Below are 18,917 nucleotides of genomic sequence, written 5' to 3' on the forward strand. Positions count from 1 at the left end.
GGAGGTGAGTATTAAATGCCGTTTGTGGAGGTTAATGGCCAGCAGATCGAAGTGGATGAGGACGGTTTCATCGTAAATCCCGAGCTTTGGGATGAAGAAGTGGCCAAGGCATTTGCTAAAGATGAGGGCATTGAAGAGCTTACTGAAGAACACTGGAAGGTAATTAACTATCTGCGTGATTATTATCAGCAGTTCCAGGTTGCTCCCATGATTAGGAAGCTTTGCAAGGAAACTGGCTTTAATCTTAAGAAAATTTATGAACTGTTTCCCAGTGGCCCGGCAAAGGGTGCTTGTAAGTTAGCTGGTTTACCGAAGCCAACCGGCTGCGTATAATTTCGTATAATTTAGATATCACAAAAAAGATAATTTTAAATTAACCTGCCGAACGACCCTGCTCGTTAAGGGCGGGGGTAGGCGGCCAGGTTGGGAACTGTTCGAGTTTTACCTGTGGAGGCAGGTCCGTTAAGGGCCGCCAATGAAGCAGGAAGCCTATTACCATTCGTAAAATGAAGGAATGGGTAGTTCAATAAGGCGGGGTTTAACTTTGTGCCTGTTGCCTTATGATTGGTTTTACAGAAAAAGTAGTTTATTTTTAATATGCCCCCCCTTTGAAACCCGCCAGTGGCGGGTTTCTTTGTGAAATTAATAAAAAGTAAAATCAAGAAGTCCTGCTGGACTTCTTTTTTTATAAAGTTTTAGTTGACATATGTTCTTTTAATAAATACACTGTTAATTGGATGTTAAAATGAGAGATAATTTAAAAGAGGAGGCTCAAATGGGGAATGAGAGTTGCTTTGCCAGTAGATAATGGAAATGTAAATCAACATTTTGGCAGAAGTAATGAATTTGCTGTTATAGAAATAGAAGGTACCGATATAAAAGATAGCAAAATTATTTCTGCAGCTAATTTAGCCCATAATCATGAAGGATTGGCTGGTTTGCTCAAAAATGAAAAAGTGGAAGTAGTGATCGTAGGGGGCATCGGGCCCAGAGCCCAAACAGCGTTAGAGGAGTGCGGCATAAAAGTAATAACGGGGGCTGAAGGGCCTGTAAACGATGTTGTTAAGTTATATGCCCGTGGACAACTTGTTTCGCGCCCTGTAAGTTGTGGACATGGGCATGGTCATGGATGCAGTCATCATTTCCACGGCTGCAGACATTGAGTTAATCAGCCCGTTGCCAGTTTAAGAAGTCAGGCTCCACAAGGCGGTAAGCATTCCTAAAAGTACCAGGAGGAGCCCTGCCAACGTAAATTTGATACACTTGCTAAACCAGGCCGTTTTTAACAATTGCAGGTTAAGTGGCTTTTCTTGATTGTTAAGGAATTTAATGGTAAAAGTGATTAAAGAGATGCATAAAACTATAATACCTGAAATCATTAAGAGGAGGCTTAAAGTTAACACCTAAGTCACCGGCTTTACATTAAAAAATAAGTTTAAACAAGGTCTTGGCTTTTGTCCAGGGCCTTATTTTTATTCGGTTTAAAAAAGCGTACGTTTTTTAGCAGGATTTTAAAGGGTTTATGTATAATTATCAAAGTTGAGCATGTCAAGAAGAGTGAGCAGCAATATATGTTGGAAGGGAATGATGCATCAATGCTAGCAGTATCTAAGTTGTACCCTACCTTAAGTTACGCGGAGAATCAAGGACTTTTTAAGGAGCTTGAAAAGATTTACAAGAAATTGCCCGAGACAACTTGTAACAGGTGTACAACTTGTTGTACGGTGCCGCCTCCAGGCTATTTAATCGAATTTTTGAATCTCTATAAATTTGTACGGGATAACTTGCAACATTTGCACAAAGAAATATTAAAAAAAGTTATATCCTACTTTTTCCTTGAGTTGGTAGATATAAACATTAAATGCCCTTTTTTGGATTCCAATGATTGTTTAGTTTACCCTGTACGGCCTTTAAGTTGCCGCGTGTTTGGTCTTTTAAGTGAAAAAGATTTCAATGTGGGCTCAAAGCGGCAGTTAAATGAAGTGGCCAAAAAATACCGGGAAAAATATGGCATTGAACTTCCCCGGGAAGTTATAGATTTTAATCTGCCTTACTGTGACCAGGTCCGCCTTCCCAATGGAAAAAGGAAAGAGGTTTCGATAGATTTAATTCAGGATATGGCTTCGAATATTGAAAGCTTAGAGGCCAAGATAATGCCGCAACAAGTGATCGAGGAGCAATATACCTTTGTGCCTATGGCTACTCACCTTGCTCTGTCTGTTCTGCCCGAAGGAGTTAGGATAAGGCGTCCCAAGGTCATGAAGGAGTATCTGGATAATGGGAACAGTGAAATGCTTAATAAGTATTTAAATAAGTTCAGTGACTTTGAATTTTAATAAAAAAGGTCCTTTCTCGCTTTTGTACGAGAGAAAGGACCTAAAAGTAATAATTTACTTTGTACATAATGGTGCTTGTCAGAACGGAAATTTCATGCTATATTTGTATTAGTTAGCTAAGCAGTAGATAATTGCCGGTGAATGGTAAAAATTAAGGTTTGAAGTGTCAAACTTTGCAGGGCATTTTAATTTTATTTCTCAAGTTCTTATCTTCACAAAATAAATAAAAAATACTTTTACATTTCAGAAGGTGTTTTTGGAATAACGTAGAATAATTATTTAAAGCATCTCTGATTAAGCTTAAACTAGTGCCAGGCTTCACAATTGATAAGTGGCAAATAGTGTAATGAGGAATTGAGAGGCCCGGAGTTATGCTTGGAGCTGCTCGTTCCTCAAGACACAATTTAGATTTAGGAGGGGAAACTTTTATGGCACTACCAAAACCGCATGGTCCCGAAGGGAAACTAAAGCCACTGCTGCTCTACGGTGAGGAAAGGGAAGCTGAAATCAAAAAAGCTGAAGGGCTGCCGAAAGTGTACATGACCTCCCGTGAAACATCTGACGTTCTCATGCTGGGTATCGGGGCTTTTACACCTCTGGACGGCTTTATGAAGAAAGATGACTATAATGGGTGTGTCCATGACCTTAAACTTACCGACGGTACGATGTGGCCCATGCCTGTTACCCTGTCCATCACCAAAGAAGAAAAAGAAGCTATTGGCCTTAAAGAAGGCATGGAAGTTGCTCTTTATGACAGGGATTCCAACGAGCTTTATGCTACCATGAAGGTAGAAGAAATCTACACTTATGATAAAGAAACTGAGTGCCGTGAAGTTTTTAAAACATTAGATGCCGAGGGGCACCCTGGTGTAGCCAAGGTAATGCAGCAAGGCGAATTTAACTTGGGCGGCCCCATCAAAGTTGTAAATGAAGGTATATACCCGAAAAAATATCCCGATCGCTATCTTTACCCCGATCAGGCACGCAAGCTTTTTGAAGAAAAAGGTTGGTCTAATGTAGTTGCCTTCCAAACCCGTAACCCAATGCACCGTTCCCACGAGTATCTTTGCAAGTTCGCGCTGGAAAGCGGCCTGGTAGACGGTTGCTTTATCCATGCCATTGTGGGTGCGTTGAAGCCTGGCGACATTCCGGGCGAGGTAAGGGTTAAGTGCTATGACGTGCTGGTTAAGAATTATTTCCCGCAAGATAAGATTGCCGTAGGCGTATATCCCATGGAAATGCGTTATGGCGGTCCCAGGGAAGCCTTGTTGCACGCCGTTTTCCGTCAAAACTGGGGTTGCAGCTACTTGATTGTCGGTAGGGACCATGCCGGTGTGGGTGATTATTACGGTCCTTTCGATGCCCAGAAGATTTTTGACGAGCTCTGGGAAGGCGCCATTGAACTGAAGCCCATGAAAATTGCCTGGACATTCTACTGCCATAAGTGCGAAAGTATGGCCAGCCTGCGTACCTGCCCGCACCCTGCTGAGGATCGTGTTGTGGTAAGTGGTACTAAGTTCCGCCGCATCATGCAGGAGGGCGGAGAGATCGATCCGAAGTTTAGTCGCCCCGAGGTTCTTGAAATTCTCCGCGAGTATTACAAGACTGCAGAGAAGGTGGAGATTAAGAAAGGCGCTTATGAGGATATTCCTGATAGCTTAAAGTAAAGTAAGTAAAAGTAAATAATTAAAAGTTAATTGCTGGTTGTAATACTGGATGCCCCTTATACGGGGTGCATCCAGTAATAATAAAATTTTTTTAACCAAGAAGGATTCGGCTTAGTTATGTCGAAGGTATATTTCAGAGATTGTGACAGTCAATACAAGTTACTTGTAGCTTGTTGGGCTTAATGACAGTAATTTTACCTCCCTGATAAGTCCTCTGGCCTTTATGCTACTTGACTTTTTGAAATTGTTTAATTGCAGTTCGAATGAAATATTAACAAACACAGCGAGCTAAAAAATATCAGCTAGACGACAATTAAGGAAGTAAATATAAAGAAAAATAATTCCAAAAATTTCGGCTCTAATCTTCCGGAATGTTAGCCTAGGGCCACTGGGGGAGGTGGTTACCAGGATTGGTGAGGGCTTGATTCACCAATGTGATTACTGATTGACCATTTAAAATTTTATTAAAAAATAAGGAATAGGAGGTTAGTAATTTATGCCAACTTTTGTAATGGCTGAAAAGTGCGATGGCTGCAAGGGTCAGGACAAGACTGCTTGCATGTATGCATGCCCCAACGATTTGATGGTGTTGGACAAAGAAAAAATGAAGGCTTACAACCGTGACCCTCAAATGTGCTGGGAGTGCCTCTGCTGTGCCAAGGCTTGCCCGCAGCAGGCAATGGATGTCCGCGGTTATGCTGACTTTGTTCCCATGGGTGCCCAGGTAGTGCCTATGAGGGGTTCCGACAGCATTATGTGGACGATCAGGTTCAGGAACGGAATGGTTAAGCGGTTCAAGTTCCCCATCCGGACCACTGAAGAAGGTTCCGCTGACCCGTCTGGTGGCTTCCCCACTGATCAAACTGACATCAACAGCCCGGCATTATTCACTGAACCTCATTCTCTCGGCCTGGATGCTGTTCCTACCGTTAAGAAGTAGTTGTTTGAAAGGTTAGCGTAAAAAAAGATTACGGAGGAGGTTAAATAAATGCCAGTACCTAATTTTGAGACTGTAGAAGTCACTACTGACCTTTTGATTTTGGGCGGCGGTATGTCTGCTTGTGGTGCTGCTGTTGAAGCATCTCACTGGGCTAAGCAACATGGCTTGAAGGTAACCCTGGTTGACAAGGCTTCCATGGACCGCAGTGGTGCGGTGGCAATGGGACTGTCCGCTATCAACCAGTACATCGGCATTGCCAAAGGCGATAACACCCCCGAGCAATACGTTGAGTATGTTAAGAATGACCTGATGGGTATTGCCCGGGACGACCTGGTTTACAACATCGCCCGTCACGTTGACAGTACCGTTCACCTGTTTGAGAAGTGGGGCCTTCCCATCTGGAAAGATAAAGAAGGCAACTACGTACATGAAGGCCGCTGGCAAATAATGATTCACGGTGAATCCTATAAGGTCATCGTAGCTGAAGCAGCTAAGAATGCACTTGGAATGGACAACATTTACGAGCGGGTATTCATTATCGAACCTTTGTTGGACGGCGACAGAATTGCCGGTGCCGTAGGTTTCAGCGTGCGGGAAGAGAAGTTCTATGTATTTAAGGCCAAGGCTATTCTCACCTGCATGGGCGGTGCAGTCGGCGTATTCAAGCCTCGCTCCACCGGTGAAGGTCTCGGCCGTTCCTGGTATCCTCCCTTCAGCACCGGTTCCAGCGCCTACTTCACCATGAAGGCTGGTGCCGAGATGACCTGCCAGGAAGTAAGGTTCATCCCGGTACGCTTCAAGGATGCATATGGTCCTGTCGGTGCCTGGTTCCTGCTCTTCAAGTCCAGGGCAACCAACGCATTTGGCGGCGAGTACATGGTGGAGCGCAGGGACGAGCTTGAAAAGTGGGGCCCCTACGGCAAAGTTAAGCCCATTCCCGCTAACCTGCGTAACTGGCTCGGAATGCTGGACGAGTTCGAGGGTAAAGGACCTCTGTACATGAGAACGGAGGAAGCTATCGCCAAGCTGGCCGAAGCGTACAAGGATGATCCCAAGGCCTTCAAGAAGAAGATGAAGGAACTGGAAAGCGAAGCTTGGGAAGACTTCCTCGACATGACCATTGCCCAGGCTCTGTTGTGGGCTGCCACCAACGTTGAGCCTGAAAAGACCCCGTCTGAAATCGCAGCTGCTGAGCCGTACTTCATCGGTTCGCACTCCGGTGCTTCCGGTGCTTGGGTAAGCGGTCCCGAAGATATCGCTCCGGAAGAGTATCAGTGGGGTTACTGCAACATGACCACCGTTAAAGGCCTGTTTGCAGCTGGTGACGCTTCCGGTGCATCTCCGCATAAGTTCTCTTCCGGTTCCTGCACCGAGGGCAGGATTGCAGCTAAGTCTGCTATCCGGTTCATTCTGGAAAACAACGAGCAGCCCAATGTAGACATGGCCGAGGTGGAGAAGCTCAAGGAGCTTACCTACAAGCCATTGAAGACCTTTGAAGAGCACAAGGACTTCACCACCGATCCTGAAGTCAACCCGAACTACATCTTCCCGAAACAATTCATGTTCAGGATCCAGAAGTGCATGGACGAGTATGTGGGTGGCGTGTCCTCCAACTTCACTACCAATAAGGCCAAGCTGGAAAGGGCACTGCAGCTGCTCCAGTGGCTTAAGGAAGACTCCGAGAAACTGGCTGCCAGGAACCTGCACGAGCTTATGAGGTGCTGGGAGAACATCCACAGGCTGTGGCAGGCTGAAGCTCATACTCGTGCTGTTTTGGCCCGTGAAGAAACCAGGTGGCCTGGTTATTACTTCAGGGCTGACTTCCCCAGCATTGATGAAGAAAACTGGAAGAAGTTCATCAACCTCAAGTGGCACCGCGACACTGGCGAGTGGGAAATCATCGAGCGGCCCGTCATTGACCTGCTGAAGTAGTATTGGTTTGGTGATACAGCGAAATAGGGGCCCGTGGCCGTCAAGGCCACGGGTCCGTGTTTACCCTGGGTGTGTTGAACCTTAAGGAATTGTTTGGTAATAGTAATAACTATACTAAAAGAGCTGGAAATGTGGGTGATAGAATTGGCAAATAAAAGCATATTGGTTGTCGGTGGGGGAATTAGTGGGCTTACTGCTGCCGTAGAAGCTGCTGAAGCTGGCTGTGAAGTTTTTCTCGTTGAGAAGAACCCCTATTTAGGCGGTAGGGTTACCCAGTTAAATGAATATTTCCCCAAGCTGTGTCCTCCAAATTGTGGCTTGGAAATCAACTTCCAAAGGATCAAGAAAAATCCAAAAATTAGGGTTATTACTGATTCCACAGTTGAAAGTATTTCCGGTGCGGAGGGAAACTTTGAAGTTACTGTAAAAACTAATCCGCGATATGTAAATGATAATTGTACCGGCTGTAATAAATGTGTGGAAGCATGCCCCGCCGAAAGGGAAAATTCCTTTAATTATGGCATGAATAAAACCAAGGCCATTTATTTGCCGCATATATTTGCCTTCCCCATGAAATATGTAATTGATGCCAATGCCTGCCAGGGAAGTGAGTGCGGAAAGTGCGCGGAAGTCTGCCCGTACGATGCCATTGACCTTAATATGGAAGCAAAAACTACAAAATTAAACGTTGGTGCTATCATCTGGGCTACTGGCTGGGAACCTTATGATGCTAAGAAAATTAACTATTATGGTTTTGGCCGGTATGAAAATGTAATCACCAACGTAATGATGGAGAGAATGGCATCCTTTAATGGTCCCACTCAGGGCAAGATTATACGTCCCTCAGACGGAAAAGAAATTAAAAGCATCGCTTTTATCCAGTGTGCCGGCTCAAGGGATGAAAACCACTTGCATTGCTGTTCCTCTGTATGCTGCCTTGCCACGTTAAAACAGGCAACCTATGTTCGGGAGCAGTATCCCGATGCCAAGATTGCCATTTATTATATTGACATAAGGGCTCGTGGTAAGTTTGAAGATTTCTTTACCCGGGTGGAGAAGGAAGTTGGCTTAAACCTGATTAAAGGTAAGGCCGGTGAAATTAAAGAAGACCCGGAAACCAAACAATTGATAGTGCATGCAGAAGATCAAATTGCCCAGAAAATTACCGATCAAAAATACGACTTGGTTGTTTTGGCTACCGGTATGGCTCCGTCAACCAGGGATGATAAAGTTCCCGCTGCGGTGTCATATGATGAAGATGGATTTATTGCCTCTGACCCTCAAGTGCCCGGAATATATGCTGCCGGTTGCGTAAAGCGTCCCATGGACGTTGCCGCCTGCGTGCAAGATGCAACGGCAGCTGTGCTTAAAGCAATTCAATCTACGGTGAGGGGGCAGAATAATGGATAAGAAGATTGGACTTTATATCTGCACCGGTTGCGGAATTGGTGAAGCTCTGGACATTGATGCCCTTGCCGGCGCAGACGAGGATAAATTGGCTGCGGTCTGCAAGAATCATGCTTTTTTGTGCGGCAAAGAGGGCACCGAGTTGATTAAAAAGGATATTGAATCCGGTGAAGTTAATGCAGTGGCCATTGCCGGCTGTTCTTCCCGGGTAAATTACGATGTTTTTGACTTTGGTCCAGAGATTCTCGTAGAAAGGATAAATTTGAGGGAGCAAGTTATCTGGACGCAGCCGCCCAATAATGAAGATACTCAAATGATGGCCGAAGACTATATACGTATGGGCCTTGCTAAGCTGTACAGGATGGAACTGCCTGTGCCTTATTCACCTGAAGGTGAAGAACTGGTTAAAACCGTTATGGTGGTAGGCGGCGGCCTCACCGGCTTAACGGCTGCTCTGGAATCCGCCAGGGCCGGTTATAAAACCTTATTGATTGAAAAAGAAAAGTCTTTGGGTGGCTGGGCAGCTAAATTGTATAAAATGGCTCCTACCAAGGAACCGTTTACGGAGCTTGTGGATAATTGCGTTCCTGAACTGATTAAAGAGGTGGAAAATAATCCCAACATTACCGTATATACGGCTGCCAGGATTGAAAAAACGGCGGGCGGCCCGGGTATGTTTGACGTTACTATTAAACAAGATGGTAATGAAATTAAGGAAAGAGTGGGTGCCATTGTTTTGGCCACCGGTGCCAAGCCTTATGACCCGAAAAACCTTGAACACCTCGGTTTTGGCAAATCTGATAAAGTTATTACCCATGCGATATTTGAAGAGATGGCTGCCGGCGGGCAACTCAGTGGTATAAATAAAATTGGATTCATTCAATGTGCCGGTTCCAGGGATGAGAACCACCTGCCCTATTGTTCGGCAGCATGTTGTGTTGAATCCATAAAGCAGGCTATCGCCTTTAAGGAAATAAATCCTGACGGTATTGTATATATCTTTTATAAAGATATCCGTTCCACCGGCCAGTACGAGCACCTTTATAAAACTGCGCAAATGAAAGGAGTAATATTTGTAAAATACGCAGAAATTCATGAGGTAGCAGAAAAGGATGGAAAGCTGGCCATTACTTTAGATGACGTGTTAATTGGTGAAAAGACCGAGGCAGATGAATTTGACCTGGTGGTTCTGGCCAATGGAATGGTATCCACTGCCTCCATGGGAGAAGAACTGGAAGAAGAGTCTTCCGAAGAAAGTGAAGCTGCTGCGGTATCCGATGAGGAGGAAAAGGTTGAACAGGCGCCGATTATTAAGGCGAACTTGTTAAACCTGGAGTACCGGCAGGGTCCCGAAATTCCCATATTGAAACACGGATTCCCCGATTCGAACTATATCTGTTTCCCGTACGAAACGCGCAGGACGGGGATCTATGCCGCGGGAAGCGTAAGGGCCCCCATGGATCTTGTTACTACCATAGAGGACGCCACTGGAGCAGCCTTGAAAGCTATTCAGTGCGTTGAATCCACTGCTGAAGGAAAGGCTGTTCACCCAAGGGCAGGGGATATGTCCTACCCGGAATTTTACATGAACCGTTGCACCCAGTGTAAGCGTTGCACGGAGGAATGTCCCTTCGGGGCAATTAATGAGGATGAAAAGGCCAACCCGCTGCCCAATCCCACCAGGTGCAGAAGGTGCGGAACATGCATGGGAGCCTGTCCGGAAAGGATTATCTCCTTCAAGAATTATTCGGTACCTATGATTGGCAATATGATTAAAGCCATTGAAGTACCTGAGGAAGATGAGGAGAAACCGAGAATCTTAGTATTCGCATGTGAAAACGATGCCATCCCGGCACTGGATATGGTGGGTATCAACCGCCTTAACTATAATGCCTGGGTAAGGATTATTCCCCTGAGGTGCCTTGGATCCATGAACCTTATATGGATTAACGATGCCATGTCCAAGGGCTTTGACGGGGTATTCCTGCTGGGATGCAAGCACGGAGAAGATTACCAGTGCCACTTCATGAAGGGTAGTGAGCTGGCTGAGTATCGTTTGAGCAAGGTCTCCGAAACCCTTGACAGGCTGGGCCTGGAGTCCGAGCGGGTGCGTATGGCCCAGGTAACCATTATGGATTACGATAAGATTCCAAAGATGTTGGATGAATTTGCCGAGGAACTTGATGAACTGGGTCCGAACCCAATGAAAGATTTCCAATAATTTATTAAGATTTGTCTGGAGCTTTTTGAGAGATGATGGGCTTGTTTTAAACATCGCCCATCACCTCTCAATTATTGATTTTATAAAAAAGGGACGGCAGGCAGCCGTCCTGAGTTTCAAGTGTATTTATTTGTAAAAGCCTCCCATAAATAGTTATTTCTGTGAGTTCATTTTTAAAAGTGATTTTTATTTATTTTGAAATTGAAAGGAGGCAAAAGATGGCTATACGATTGGACCCCAATCTTAAAAATGAAGTAAAAAAATACGGCATTAAAGATGCTGACAGGTGTTACCAGTGCGGACTTTGTACGGGAGTTTGTCCCCTGTCCACAGATGGCGAGTCTTTCCCCCGAAAAATGGTAAGATATGTCCAGTTGGGCCTGAAGGATAAACTACTTGCAAGTCCGGAACCCTGGTTATGTTATTACTGTGGTGAGTGCTCCGATTTCTGCCCCAGGGGGGCTAATCCGGGAGAAACCATGATGGGACTTCGCCGGTATCTTACGGCCCAGTATGACTGGACTGGTTTTTCCAAGAGGTTTTATACCTCCAAGACCTTTGAAATCGCTTCCATTGTAGGTTTTGCGCTTTTAATTGGATTGGGATTCCTGCTTTTCGCCAATACGAATCCTGACCTGGAGAAAGCCAGATTAAGCAGTTTTGTTAGTACTCATGTTATTGAATTCCTTGACCTGGCAATGGCCGCCATACTGGCAAGTCTCCTCTTAAGTAATGTTTACAGGATGGCCAAGTTCCAAATGGGGGACCTGTTGCAAAAAATACCGCTGAGTATGTACCTTTCTGAAATAAAGGAACTGATCGTTCATTTTATTACCCAGAAAAGATTTTCCAAGTGTCATGACCAAAGGCAATGGTTTATCCACCTTTTAATCATGACTTCCTACTGTTCCATATTCTTCCTGGTAGTAGTACTCCTCAGCGGAATAGGTGGCCTGCTGCCTGCTTTCCAGACCGATGAAGTCCGGCCGATTTACCATCCCTATAACCTGATAGGTTATTATGCAACCTTTGGTCTCCTTTACGGAACAACTTACGCCATAATTGGGCGGCTACGGAAAGACAGGGCGCCATACAAGCACACCCATTCAACGGACTGGGTCTTCCTGATTCTGTTATGGCTGACGGCCTTTACAGGTATTCTTATTCATCTTTTCAGGTCTATCGGAGCTACTGGTCTCCCTACATTAACATATGTAGTGTACGCACTTCATATAATGGTTGCCGTTCCCATGTTAGTTTTCGAAGTTCCCTTTGCCAAGTGGTCCCACCTGGCTTACAGGCCTGTTACTATTGTGCTGGCTAATGTAAAGAAGAAGTATGAAGAAAGCCTGAGACTGGGCATGCCGGTAGCGAGAAGAGCGGAAAGCAAATCCGTTCAGAGCGGAAGTTAAGTAAACTGAATATATTGGTGTTCGGCTTTGCGAGCGGCCAGCAATTTAAATGCTGGCCGCTATTTTTTACCTGGGGAACTTTAAGTAAAAACAAACTATTCCGAAAAAACTTCCTTAATACTATACCAAGCAATTATAATGCCATAAATAAAAAATTAAGTTAATTTTTATTAGCTTTTATTTTCATGGATTAGCAATAAATCTGAAAAATAATTGAAAGTTATTGCGTGTATAAAGTTGACAAATAATATATATAGTGTATCGTAAGTAAGCACATTATCCATTTTCTTCAAAAATATTCAACTTATTAAAAGAAAACCCTGGGAGCAATATTTTAATTCGTAAGTCCGGTGCTCATGAGAAATGCAAGGAGTTATTTGGATGCTGCTTTTAAAGCAAGAAATACCGATAATTGTTGCATATCATACAATAAGTTCTGCAATTTAAAAGTAAAAATCCAGGCATTACGCCCTTTCTGGCATTGGCACGAAATTTGCTGCATTTTATTATATAGTTGAAGGCTGTAATTGATGAATTGATGGATATCAATAATTTATATATAAAGCAGGCTTTAAAAGTTTGAAAACAAAAGGTGAGTGATAATGGAAAAAAAGCACGGGATATAATGAGACCGTTGGAACAATTTCCACGAGTTGCCCTTCAGTACGATATGCTTAAGGTAGTCCGGCTAATGTTTGCTTTCAATAAAGAAGGGAAGCAGTACAATGTTGCCGTTGTGGAGGATCATGAAAAGCCAGTTGGCCTGATCACCATGCGTAATATATTTGAGGTCTTGGAACCAGAATCCTTTCATATTAGTTCATGGTCAGTGCCGGTGTTTTGGGAGGGTCTATGGACACAACAAGTTCGCAATTTAAAAGAAAAAAGGGTATATAACGTTTTTACTCCTAGTGAGATGATTAATGTGCAGGTAGATTACAATTTAATGCGAGTAATGCATTTTTTAAACAGAAGTAAGATGCCCGCAGTGGCGGTGCTGGATGGTCAAACTATGGTTGGTGTAATTGAAGCCGTACAAGTATTCAGGGAAGTTTTGCAGGAAGCTGAGGAAATAGATTAGAGGAAATTCACTTTAAAAAATTAAAAATATTTTAACTATTGCTGAAATCAGACAAGGTAATAAAAACCAGGGGGGATATTATGTTCCGTGAAAAACGGGTGCGGGACATTATGAAAGATCCATCGTTGATGGAGTTGAGTCCGGATAATACCATAAAGGAACTGGTAGCTGCCTTTGTGCAGGCTTCAAAGGATGGGAAGGCAGATACCATGCTACTGGTTAAAGAGAGGGATACCATAATAGGAATTGTAAGCTGGACCGACCTGCTAGATCTTCTCGAACCACCGTACACCAAAGGCGACATAAAAATGGAAATTTTCTGGGAAGGGCTTTTTACTGACCGGTGGCGTGGTATAGCCAGGCGTAAGATTAAGGAACTGATGCGGCCGCCGGTGGTGGTGGGCCCGGATGATACTTTAATGAAGGTCTCCCATACTCTCAATGAACGTGAGGTGGAGACGGCACTGGTGGTGGAACAAGGGCAGCTGTTGGGAATAGTATCTATTGGTGATTTATTTAGCGAACTGCTTCGACAGCCGGCATAGGCTTAACTTTATAAAAAGTTAATTTTAATTAAAAAAAATTAAAAAAATTTTATTTAATTTCTATTTTTTAGCAAGATACCCTTAATTTTATTAACGGGGGTATGCTTTTTATTTTTAAGCAGGAATATAAAAATTTCAACGCGAATTAAGTAAACAATTTTTTAAAATACTTGAATGCTGCGTTTGACACCGGTTACCCAGGAACCGTCCTAATATTACATAATAAGGAAGGGATTAAATGATATTTATGGGAAAAAGAAGCCTGCGGTTTCAACTTTTAGCCATTTTATTAGTGGTTCTCGTGGTGCCGGTACTTGTAATGCTTTACGACCTTTTATATGCAAGTAAAAGCGATGAAGTTGTTTTGGAAAGTAAGGAGGAACATTTAACTGAAATTGTAGTCGAACTATCATCTAAATTGAAAAAATATGCCGTGCCGGCGGATGAAGAAAAATTGATAGCTACTTTTACTGAGACAGCAAAACCACTGGCTGCTGAAAATAAAGGTGTGCGTCTTGGTTTGTACCTGGTGGAAAGCGATAAAATGTTTATTGAAGGATTTTTACACCAGTATCGTGAACTTTCACCGGAAGAACAGGCGCGGCGGGAACGGCGTGTGGCCAGGGAGGTTTCCGCCGGGATACGGTCTGCCCTTGCCACACAGGACCTTATAGTCAGGGTTGGGCGAACGTGGGACGATGAATTTTTAGAATGTTTACTTCCGGTAATGGTTAACGGGAAACCAGTTGCCGTGGTATGGGCAGAGGAAAGATTACATCCCATATTTGCGAAAAGTTATCATTTTCGTCTTATAACACGTTATGCCACCCTAATTATATTCTGTCTCAGCGCAGCCGGGCTTTCCCTGGTAATACTTAACCTGACCCATAACATAGAAAAGATAAAAAAAGGTTTGGAAACTTTGGAGCATGATATCAATTTTCGCCTGGCGCCCATGCCAGGGGAAATGGGACAGATTACAAAGGCCATCAATAAAATGGCTGAGGGTTTGGCGGAACGGCAGCAGTTAAAAGAACAGTTGCGGCGGGCTGATTTCCTGGCTGCATTGGGCCGGTTGGTGACAGGAATTGCCCATGAATTACGCAACCCGCTCGGAGTGTTAAAGGCTACCGTGGAAGTAATGGAAGATGATTTGAAGGAATGCCCGGGAATCACCAATTATATAGATAGAATTAAAAAACAAATAGACCGCCAAATCAAAACCGTTAATGAACTGCTCGATTTTGGGCGCCCCGATGATGGAGTATTAGAGACTTTAAATATTAATGACCTGGTACTCAATGTGGTGGATTTTTCACATCCTTTACTGCGCCAGCGAAATGTGGAGGTGGATGTTCAGCTGGCAGACAATTTGCCCCTGGTGGTCGGGAGCTCTGAGAAGCTGAAGCAGGTTTTCCTGAATCTCATAGTTAACGCCGTGCAGGCCATGCCGCAGGGCGGGCCTTTAACGATTGTCACCCGGCATGCCGGGGAATGGATTTTAATAAGCATTAAAGATGCCGGTAGTGGTATCGCCGAAGAGGACCTGCCCCATATTTTTGAACCTTTTTACACTACCAAGGACGGCGGTAGCGGCCTGGGGCTGGCGATTTGCCAGCAGGTAGTGGGAGTGCACGGGGGGAAAATTACTGCCAGCAGTACACCCGGTAAAGGAACGGAAATGACGGTATCCTTACCGGTGAAAGGAGGAAATCAGCAAAATGATGAAACCCAAAATTTTAATTATTGATGATGAACCAGACATGTGCTGGGCTATTGAAAAGGCTATGCAAAGGGAGGGCTTTGCAACAATTTCGGCCGGCGGGGGGATAGAGGGATTGGAATTGTTTTTCAGCGAAAAGCCGGCGGCGGTGTTGGTGGACTGGAAAATGCCGGATATGGATGGGATGGAGGTGATCAAAAAGATAAGGGAGGTTGACCCGGATGTGCCGGTTATCCTGATTACAGGTCACGGAAGCATGGATGTGGCTTATGAAGCTTTATCCAAAGATGCAACAGGATATATTATCAAGCCCTTCAGCATGTCTGATTTGCGGGCAACGGTTAGAAGAATGGTATGTGAAGAAGAAGATAATTAGAGGTTGACCTTGATACAGTGCAAAAGAAAATTTCAAAAATTATGAATTTAATCCGGAGCCAAAAATAGCCTTGACATTATTAAGGGGTTTTGCTAGCTTGAAGTAAATAAAAAAGGGAAAGGGGAGGGAAAACCTTCTTGTGAATGTAAGCACTATCACAGAAAATTGGTAAGAGGTAAAATTAAGAAGGTGTCAGGAGCAAGCAGCCTTTTGAAGAGGGGTGGCATTGTGAATGAAAAGGGGGTCTATAGTTTAACGAACCGGGAGAAGAAACTGATATTATTTCTACGCGAAATGGGTTGGGGTGAAGTAAAATTAAGAGTGGAAAATGGCCAGCCGGTGATGATTTACGAGGCCATCCGTACCGTTCGATTGGAAGAAAAGCTCAATGGTAGTGGTAAGAGAAGCGGCAGGAAGGATGGCGGGGGAAACATAAAGTCATTGGCTGAAGTGGTGGAAATTTGCTTGGGCTAAAAATTAAATAAGTTTGGCCGAATCGAACTACGATAGGCTGTTATTCCTTATTGTTATAAGGGAGTAACGGCCTTTTTTATAGAGCGCCGGAGTATGGTTATAAATGGAGCCAGTACATAAAGAAATCGGTAAGGGGGGTTTTAAAAATTTTTAATAAAGTTTTAGTTGCCGTTGATGGTTCGGAATGTTCCATGCGGGCTGCAGAAGTCGCCGCCGAACTGGCTGAAATTAATCCGAAGGCCAGGGTTGTTGTTTTTACTGTAGACCGCGTACCTTTGAGATTTTTAGAGAGAGACCTGCAGTGGATGGCTTCCAACGCCAGCGAACAAGTTAAACATATCAAAGAGGTTTTTGCCGAAGTACGGGAACAGATATTAAAAGAAGCGACATCCGTATTCAGGAAAAAAGGTTTGGATGTTTACTACGATCATAGTTTTGGGAATCCCGCTGAAGAAATTGTTGCCTACGCTCGCAAAAATAGTGTTGACCTGATTGTAATGGGAACCCGCGGTTTGAGTGTCATGCAGGAAATATTCCTGGGCAGTGTCAGCCACAAGGTGCTGCAGTTGTCCCCATGCCCGGTGCTTCTGGTTAAATAAAAAGAAAAGATGGTAATTCTCAAATTTGGAATAAGCGGTAATTCAATCAATGGTAGAGATAACTGATCCACGGGGCGGCTTCAAGGTTTTCACAGGCTTATCCTGCCAGGCAGAAAGGTGGTGAACAGGGCAGAAAACGGCTGTATGCCCGAATTAACATGAAGATGAAAATAAGAACCAAGCTTGTGCTGGGTATTATAGTATTAGTAGCTTTGACGGCAATGATAATAGGTTACCAGTCATACAACAAGTCCCGCTCCATGCTGGTGGCCTATACCCGGGAAAGACTTTTGACCGACGCCAAAATCTACTCCGACATGATTGACAAGTATATTTACGAGCGCAGCAGGGATGTTGTAATTATGGCCAAGCACCCCAAATTGACCAGTATGGACGTGCCTGCCGCGGAAAAATCAGCCGTTCTCAAAAGCTTCAAGCAGGACTACGGCTGTTACGATTCCATCTCCCTTACGGATGCCAGGGGTCTGCAAATAGCCGACAGCGACGGTCACGTGGGGGTGATGAAAGACGACAAAGAATGGTTTAAAGTAGCTATTGCAGGGGACCTGTACATTTCCGACGTGCGCATGAGCGTCGACCTGCAAAAGCCCGTTCTGAGCTTTGCCTGCCCGGTACGGGACAGCAGCGGAAACATTATCGGGGTTATTACCAGCCGCCTGCTTCTGGAAGACACCATCTGGGCCATGGTGGACGAATTTGCCGCCTTCCAGCAGGAGGCCGGCAAGAGCGGGTATGCCTACCTGGTTAACGAAAAGGGAGTACTTATGGCCCATCCCGACCGGGAAATGGTGCTGCGGGACAACATACTGGAAATGGGCATTGACGCCCTTAAGGCCGCCGGGGAGAAAATGATACGCGGTGAAAGCGGTTTTGCCCGCTACACCTTTGAAGGGGAGGATAAATACGTTGCCTATGTGCCGCTGGACGGCTGGGGCAAGTACGGAGGGAAGGGCTGGTCCATTGCCCTCACTTCACCGGTAGACGACTTTCTCGCCCCTGTGGAGGCCCTGCGCAAATTCACCCTGATGTGGGGAATGGTGGCGGTACTGATCGGGCTCGCCCTCTCCCTGCTCCTGGCCCGGCAGCTGGCCGGGCCCCTGGGGGAAGTTCTGGCGAACGTGAGGGAGGTAGCCGGGGGAGACCTGACCAAAAGCGTAAAAATACGCACTTCCGATGAGATTGGCGAGCTGGCTGCTGCCTTTAACCAGATGGTGGCCAGCCTGCGGGATATTGTAACCAGGGTGAAGGACAGTTCCGAGAAAGTATCGTCCCACAGCCAGGCGCTGGCCGCTTCCGGTCAAGAAGTAAGCGCCACGGTGGAAGAAATGGCCGGCACCGCCGGGGAAGTGGCCGCCACCTCCTCCCGGAGCGCTGAAAGCGCCCGCTCGGCGGAAGGGGACTCGGCCCGCATGCAGGAAGTGGCGGAAGAGGGCAGCCGTGCCGTGCAGCAGGCCCTGGAAAAAATCAACGCCATAGCGGAAAACAGCCGGGCAATTTCCCGGGCGGTGCACCAGCTGGGTGAGCAATCGGGCCGGATAGGGCAAATCATCAGTAGCATAACCGATATTGCCGACCAGACCAACCTTCTGGCCCTCAACGCGGCCATAGAGGCGGCCAGGGCCGGGGAACACGGTCGGGGATTTGCCGTGGTGGCCGAGGAGGTGCGCAAGCTGGCCGAGCAGTCCGGGCAGGCGGCCAGCGAAATTACCGGATTAATCCAAAAAATTCAATCGGGTGTAAGCGAGGCGGTAGCGGCCGTGGAAAGGGGCCTGTCCGAAGTGGATGAAGGGGTCCGGCTGGCCGGCGGTGCGGGAGGCGCCCTGGGAGAAATAATAGAGGCGGTGCGGAATAACACTGAAACAATTAAGGGCTTGGCGGCCGGGGCCGAACAGGTAAACGAAGGTACGCAGCAGCTGTCGGCGGCCAGCCAGCAGATTTCCTCCACTGTTCAGGAAGTGGCCGGCGCCGCCCAGCAGCTGGCCGGCATTGCGGAAGAGCTGCAGCAGGCGGCGGCAAGGTTTAAAGTGGAATCGTAAAGTGGTTTTCAGTGGCCCTGCTGGCGGGCAGCCCGGCATAAAAAGTTCCAGGTTTGTGAAAAAAATTATAAAAAAGTCCTTGACATCATTACAGGGTTTTGTTACATTCAAAGCGACAGAAGAATAAAACCAGCGGGCTGAATCGAA

General features: G+C 45.6%; 16 protein-coding genes. All 16 read left to right on the top strand.

Going from position 1 to position 18,917, the window contains the following annotated elements; genetic code table 11:
* Positions 1-15 precede the first annotated feature (15 nt).
* The 16 genes from ACX4JR_RS05145 to ACX4JR_RS05220 all read left to right on the top strand — a co-directional run bounded on the left by ACX4JR_RS05145 (position 16) and on the right by ACX4JR_RS05220 (position 18,770).
* Positions 16-333, top strand: a complete 318-nt coding sequence (locus ACX4JR_RS05145; protein WP_476059953.1) for a TusE/DsrC/DsvC family sulfur relay protein — start codon at positions 16-18, stop codon at positions 331-333.
* A gap of 449 nt (positions 334-782) precedes the next feature.
* Complete coding sequence (locus tag ACX4JR_RS05150; RefSeq protein ID WP_476059954.1) at positions 783-1,163, top strand: NifB/NifX family molybdenum-iron cluster-binding protein; 381 nt, start codon at positions 783-785, stop codon at positions 1,161-1,163.
* Between the two features lie 432 nt (positions 1,164-1,595).
* Positions 1,596-2,336 carry a YkgJ family cysteine cluster protein gene (locus ACX4JR_RS05155; protein ID WP_476059955.1) on the top strand — a complete coding sequence of 247 codons (741 nt, stop codon included), beginning with the start codon at positions 1,596-1,598 and terminating at the stop codon, positions 2,334-2,336.
* Positions 2,337-2,764: 428 nt separating this feature from the next.
* Positions 2,765-4,003 carry a sulfate adenylyltransferase gene (gene sat, locus ACX4JR_RS05160; RefSeq protein ID WP_476059956.1) on the top strand — a complete coding sequence of 413 codons (1,239 nt, stop codon included), beginning with the start codon at positions 2,765-2,767 and terminating at the stop codon, positions 4,001-4,003.
* 496 nt (positions 4,004-4,499) lie between these two features.
* Entirely contained in the window at positions 4,500-4,943 is a 444-nt protein-coding gene (gene aprB, locus ACX4JR_RS05165; RefSeq protein WP_476059957.1) for an adenylyl-sulfate reductase subunit beta, read from the top strand.
* A gap of 48 nt (positions 4,944-4,991) precedes the next feature.
* A complete protein-coding gene (gene aprA / locus ACX4JR_RS05170; RefSeq protein WP_476059958.1) occupies positions 4,992-6,875 on the top strand; it encodes an adenylyl-sulfate reductase subunit alpha in 1,884 nt (627 codons plus the stop codon).
* A 129-nt stretch (positions 6,876-7,004) separates the two neighbouring features.
* Positions 7,005-8,285, top strand: coding sequence for an FAD-dependent oxidoreductase (locus tag ACX4JR_RS05175; RefSeq protein WP_476060476.1), 1,281 nt, complete (start codon positions 7,005-7,007; stop codon positions 8,283-8,285).
* Positions 8,278-10,503, top strand: a complete 2,226-nt coding sequence (locus ACX4JR_RS05180) for a hydrogenase iron-sulfur subunit (RefSeq protein ID WP_476059959.1) — start codon at positions 8,278-8,280, stop codon at positions 10,501-10,503. Before ACX4JR_RS05175 ends, ACX4JR_RS05180 begins: the two co-directional genes overlap by 8 nt.
* Before the next feature lie 218 nt (positions 10,504-10,721).
* Positions 10,722-11,915 carry a 4Fe-4S dicluster domain-containing protein gene (locus ACX4JR_RS05185; protein ID WP_476059960.1) on the top strand — a complete coding sequence of 398 codons (1,194 nt, stop codon included), beginning with the start codon at positions 10,722-10,724 and terminating at the stop codon, positions 11,913-11,915.
* Positions 11,916-12,507: 592 nt separating this feature from the next.
* The gene (locus tag ACX4JR_RS05190) at positions 12,508-12,996 is read left to right on the top strand and encodes a CBS domain-containing protein (RefSeq protein WP_476059961.1); all 489 of its coding nucleotides are present in this window, start codon (positions 12,508-12,510) and stop codon (positions 12,994-12,996) included.
* Positions 12,997-13,076: 80 nt separating this feature from the next.
* Positions 13,077-13,541 carry a CBS domain-containing protein gene (locus tag ACX4JR_RS05195; protein ID WP_476059962.1) on the top strand — a complete coding sequence of 155 codons (465 nt, stop codon included), beginning with the start codon at positions 13,077-13,079 and terminating at the stop codon, positions 13,539-13,541.
* Between the two features lie 238 nt (positions 13,542-13,779).
* Positions 13,780-15,291 (top strand): sensor histidine kinase, encoded by a 1,512-nt coding sequence (locus tag ACX4JR_RS05200; RefSeq protein WP_476059963.1) that lies wholly within the window; start codon positions 13,780-13,782, stop codon positions 15,289-15,291.
* Positions 15,263-15,640, top strand: a complete 378-nt coding sequence (locus ACX4JR_RS05205; protein ID WP_476059964.1) for a response regulator — start codon at positions 15,263-15,265, stop codon at positions 15,638-15,640. The genes ACX4JR_RS05200 and ACX4JR_RS05205 overlap by 29 nt, the downstream gene beginning before the upstream one ends.
* Positions 15,641-15,868: 228 nt before the next feature.
* Positions 15,869-16,114 (top strand): hypothetical protein, encoded by a 246-nt coding sequence (locus tag ACX4JR_RS05210; RefSeq protein WP_476059965.1) that lies wholly within the window; start codon positions 15,869-15,871, stop codon positions 16,112-16,114.
* 146 nt (positions 16,115-16,260) lie between these two features.
* Positions 16,261-16,713 carry a universal stress protein gene (locus tag ACX4JR_RS05215; protein WP_476060477.1) on the top strand — a complete coding sequence of 151 codons (453 nt, stop codon included), beginning with the start codon at positions 16,261-16,263 and terminating at the stop codon, positions 16,711-16,713.
* 158 nt (positions 16,714-16,871) lie between these two features.
* A complete protein-coding gene (locus ACX4JR_RS05220; protein WP_476059966.1) occupies positions 16,872-18,770 on the top strand; it encodes a methyl-accepting chemotaxis protein in 1,899 nt (632 codons plus the stop codon).
* The last annotated feature ends 147 nt before the right edge of the window (positions 18,771-18,917 follow it).

The sequence above is a fragment of the Desulfofundulus sp. JL263-se genome (assembly GCF_056316025.1).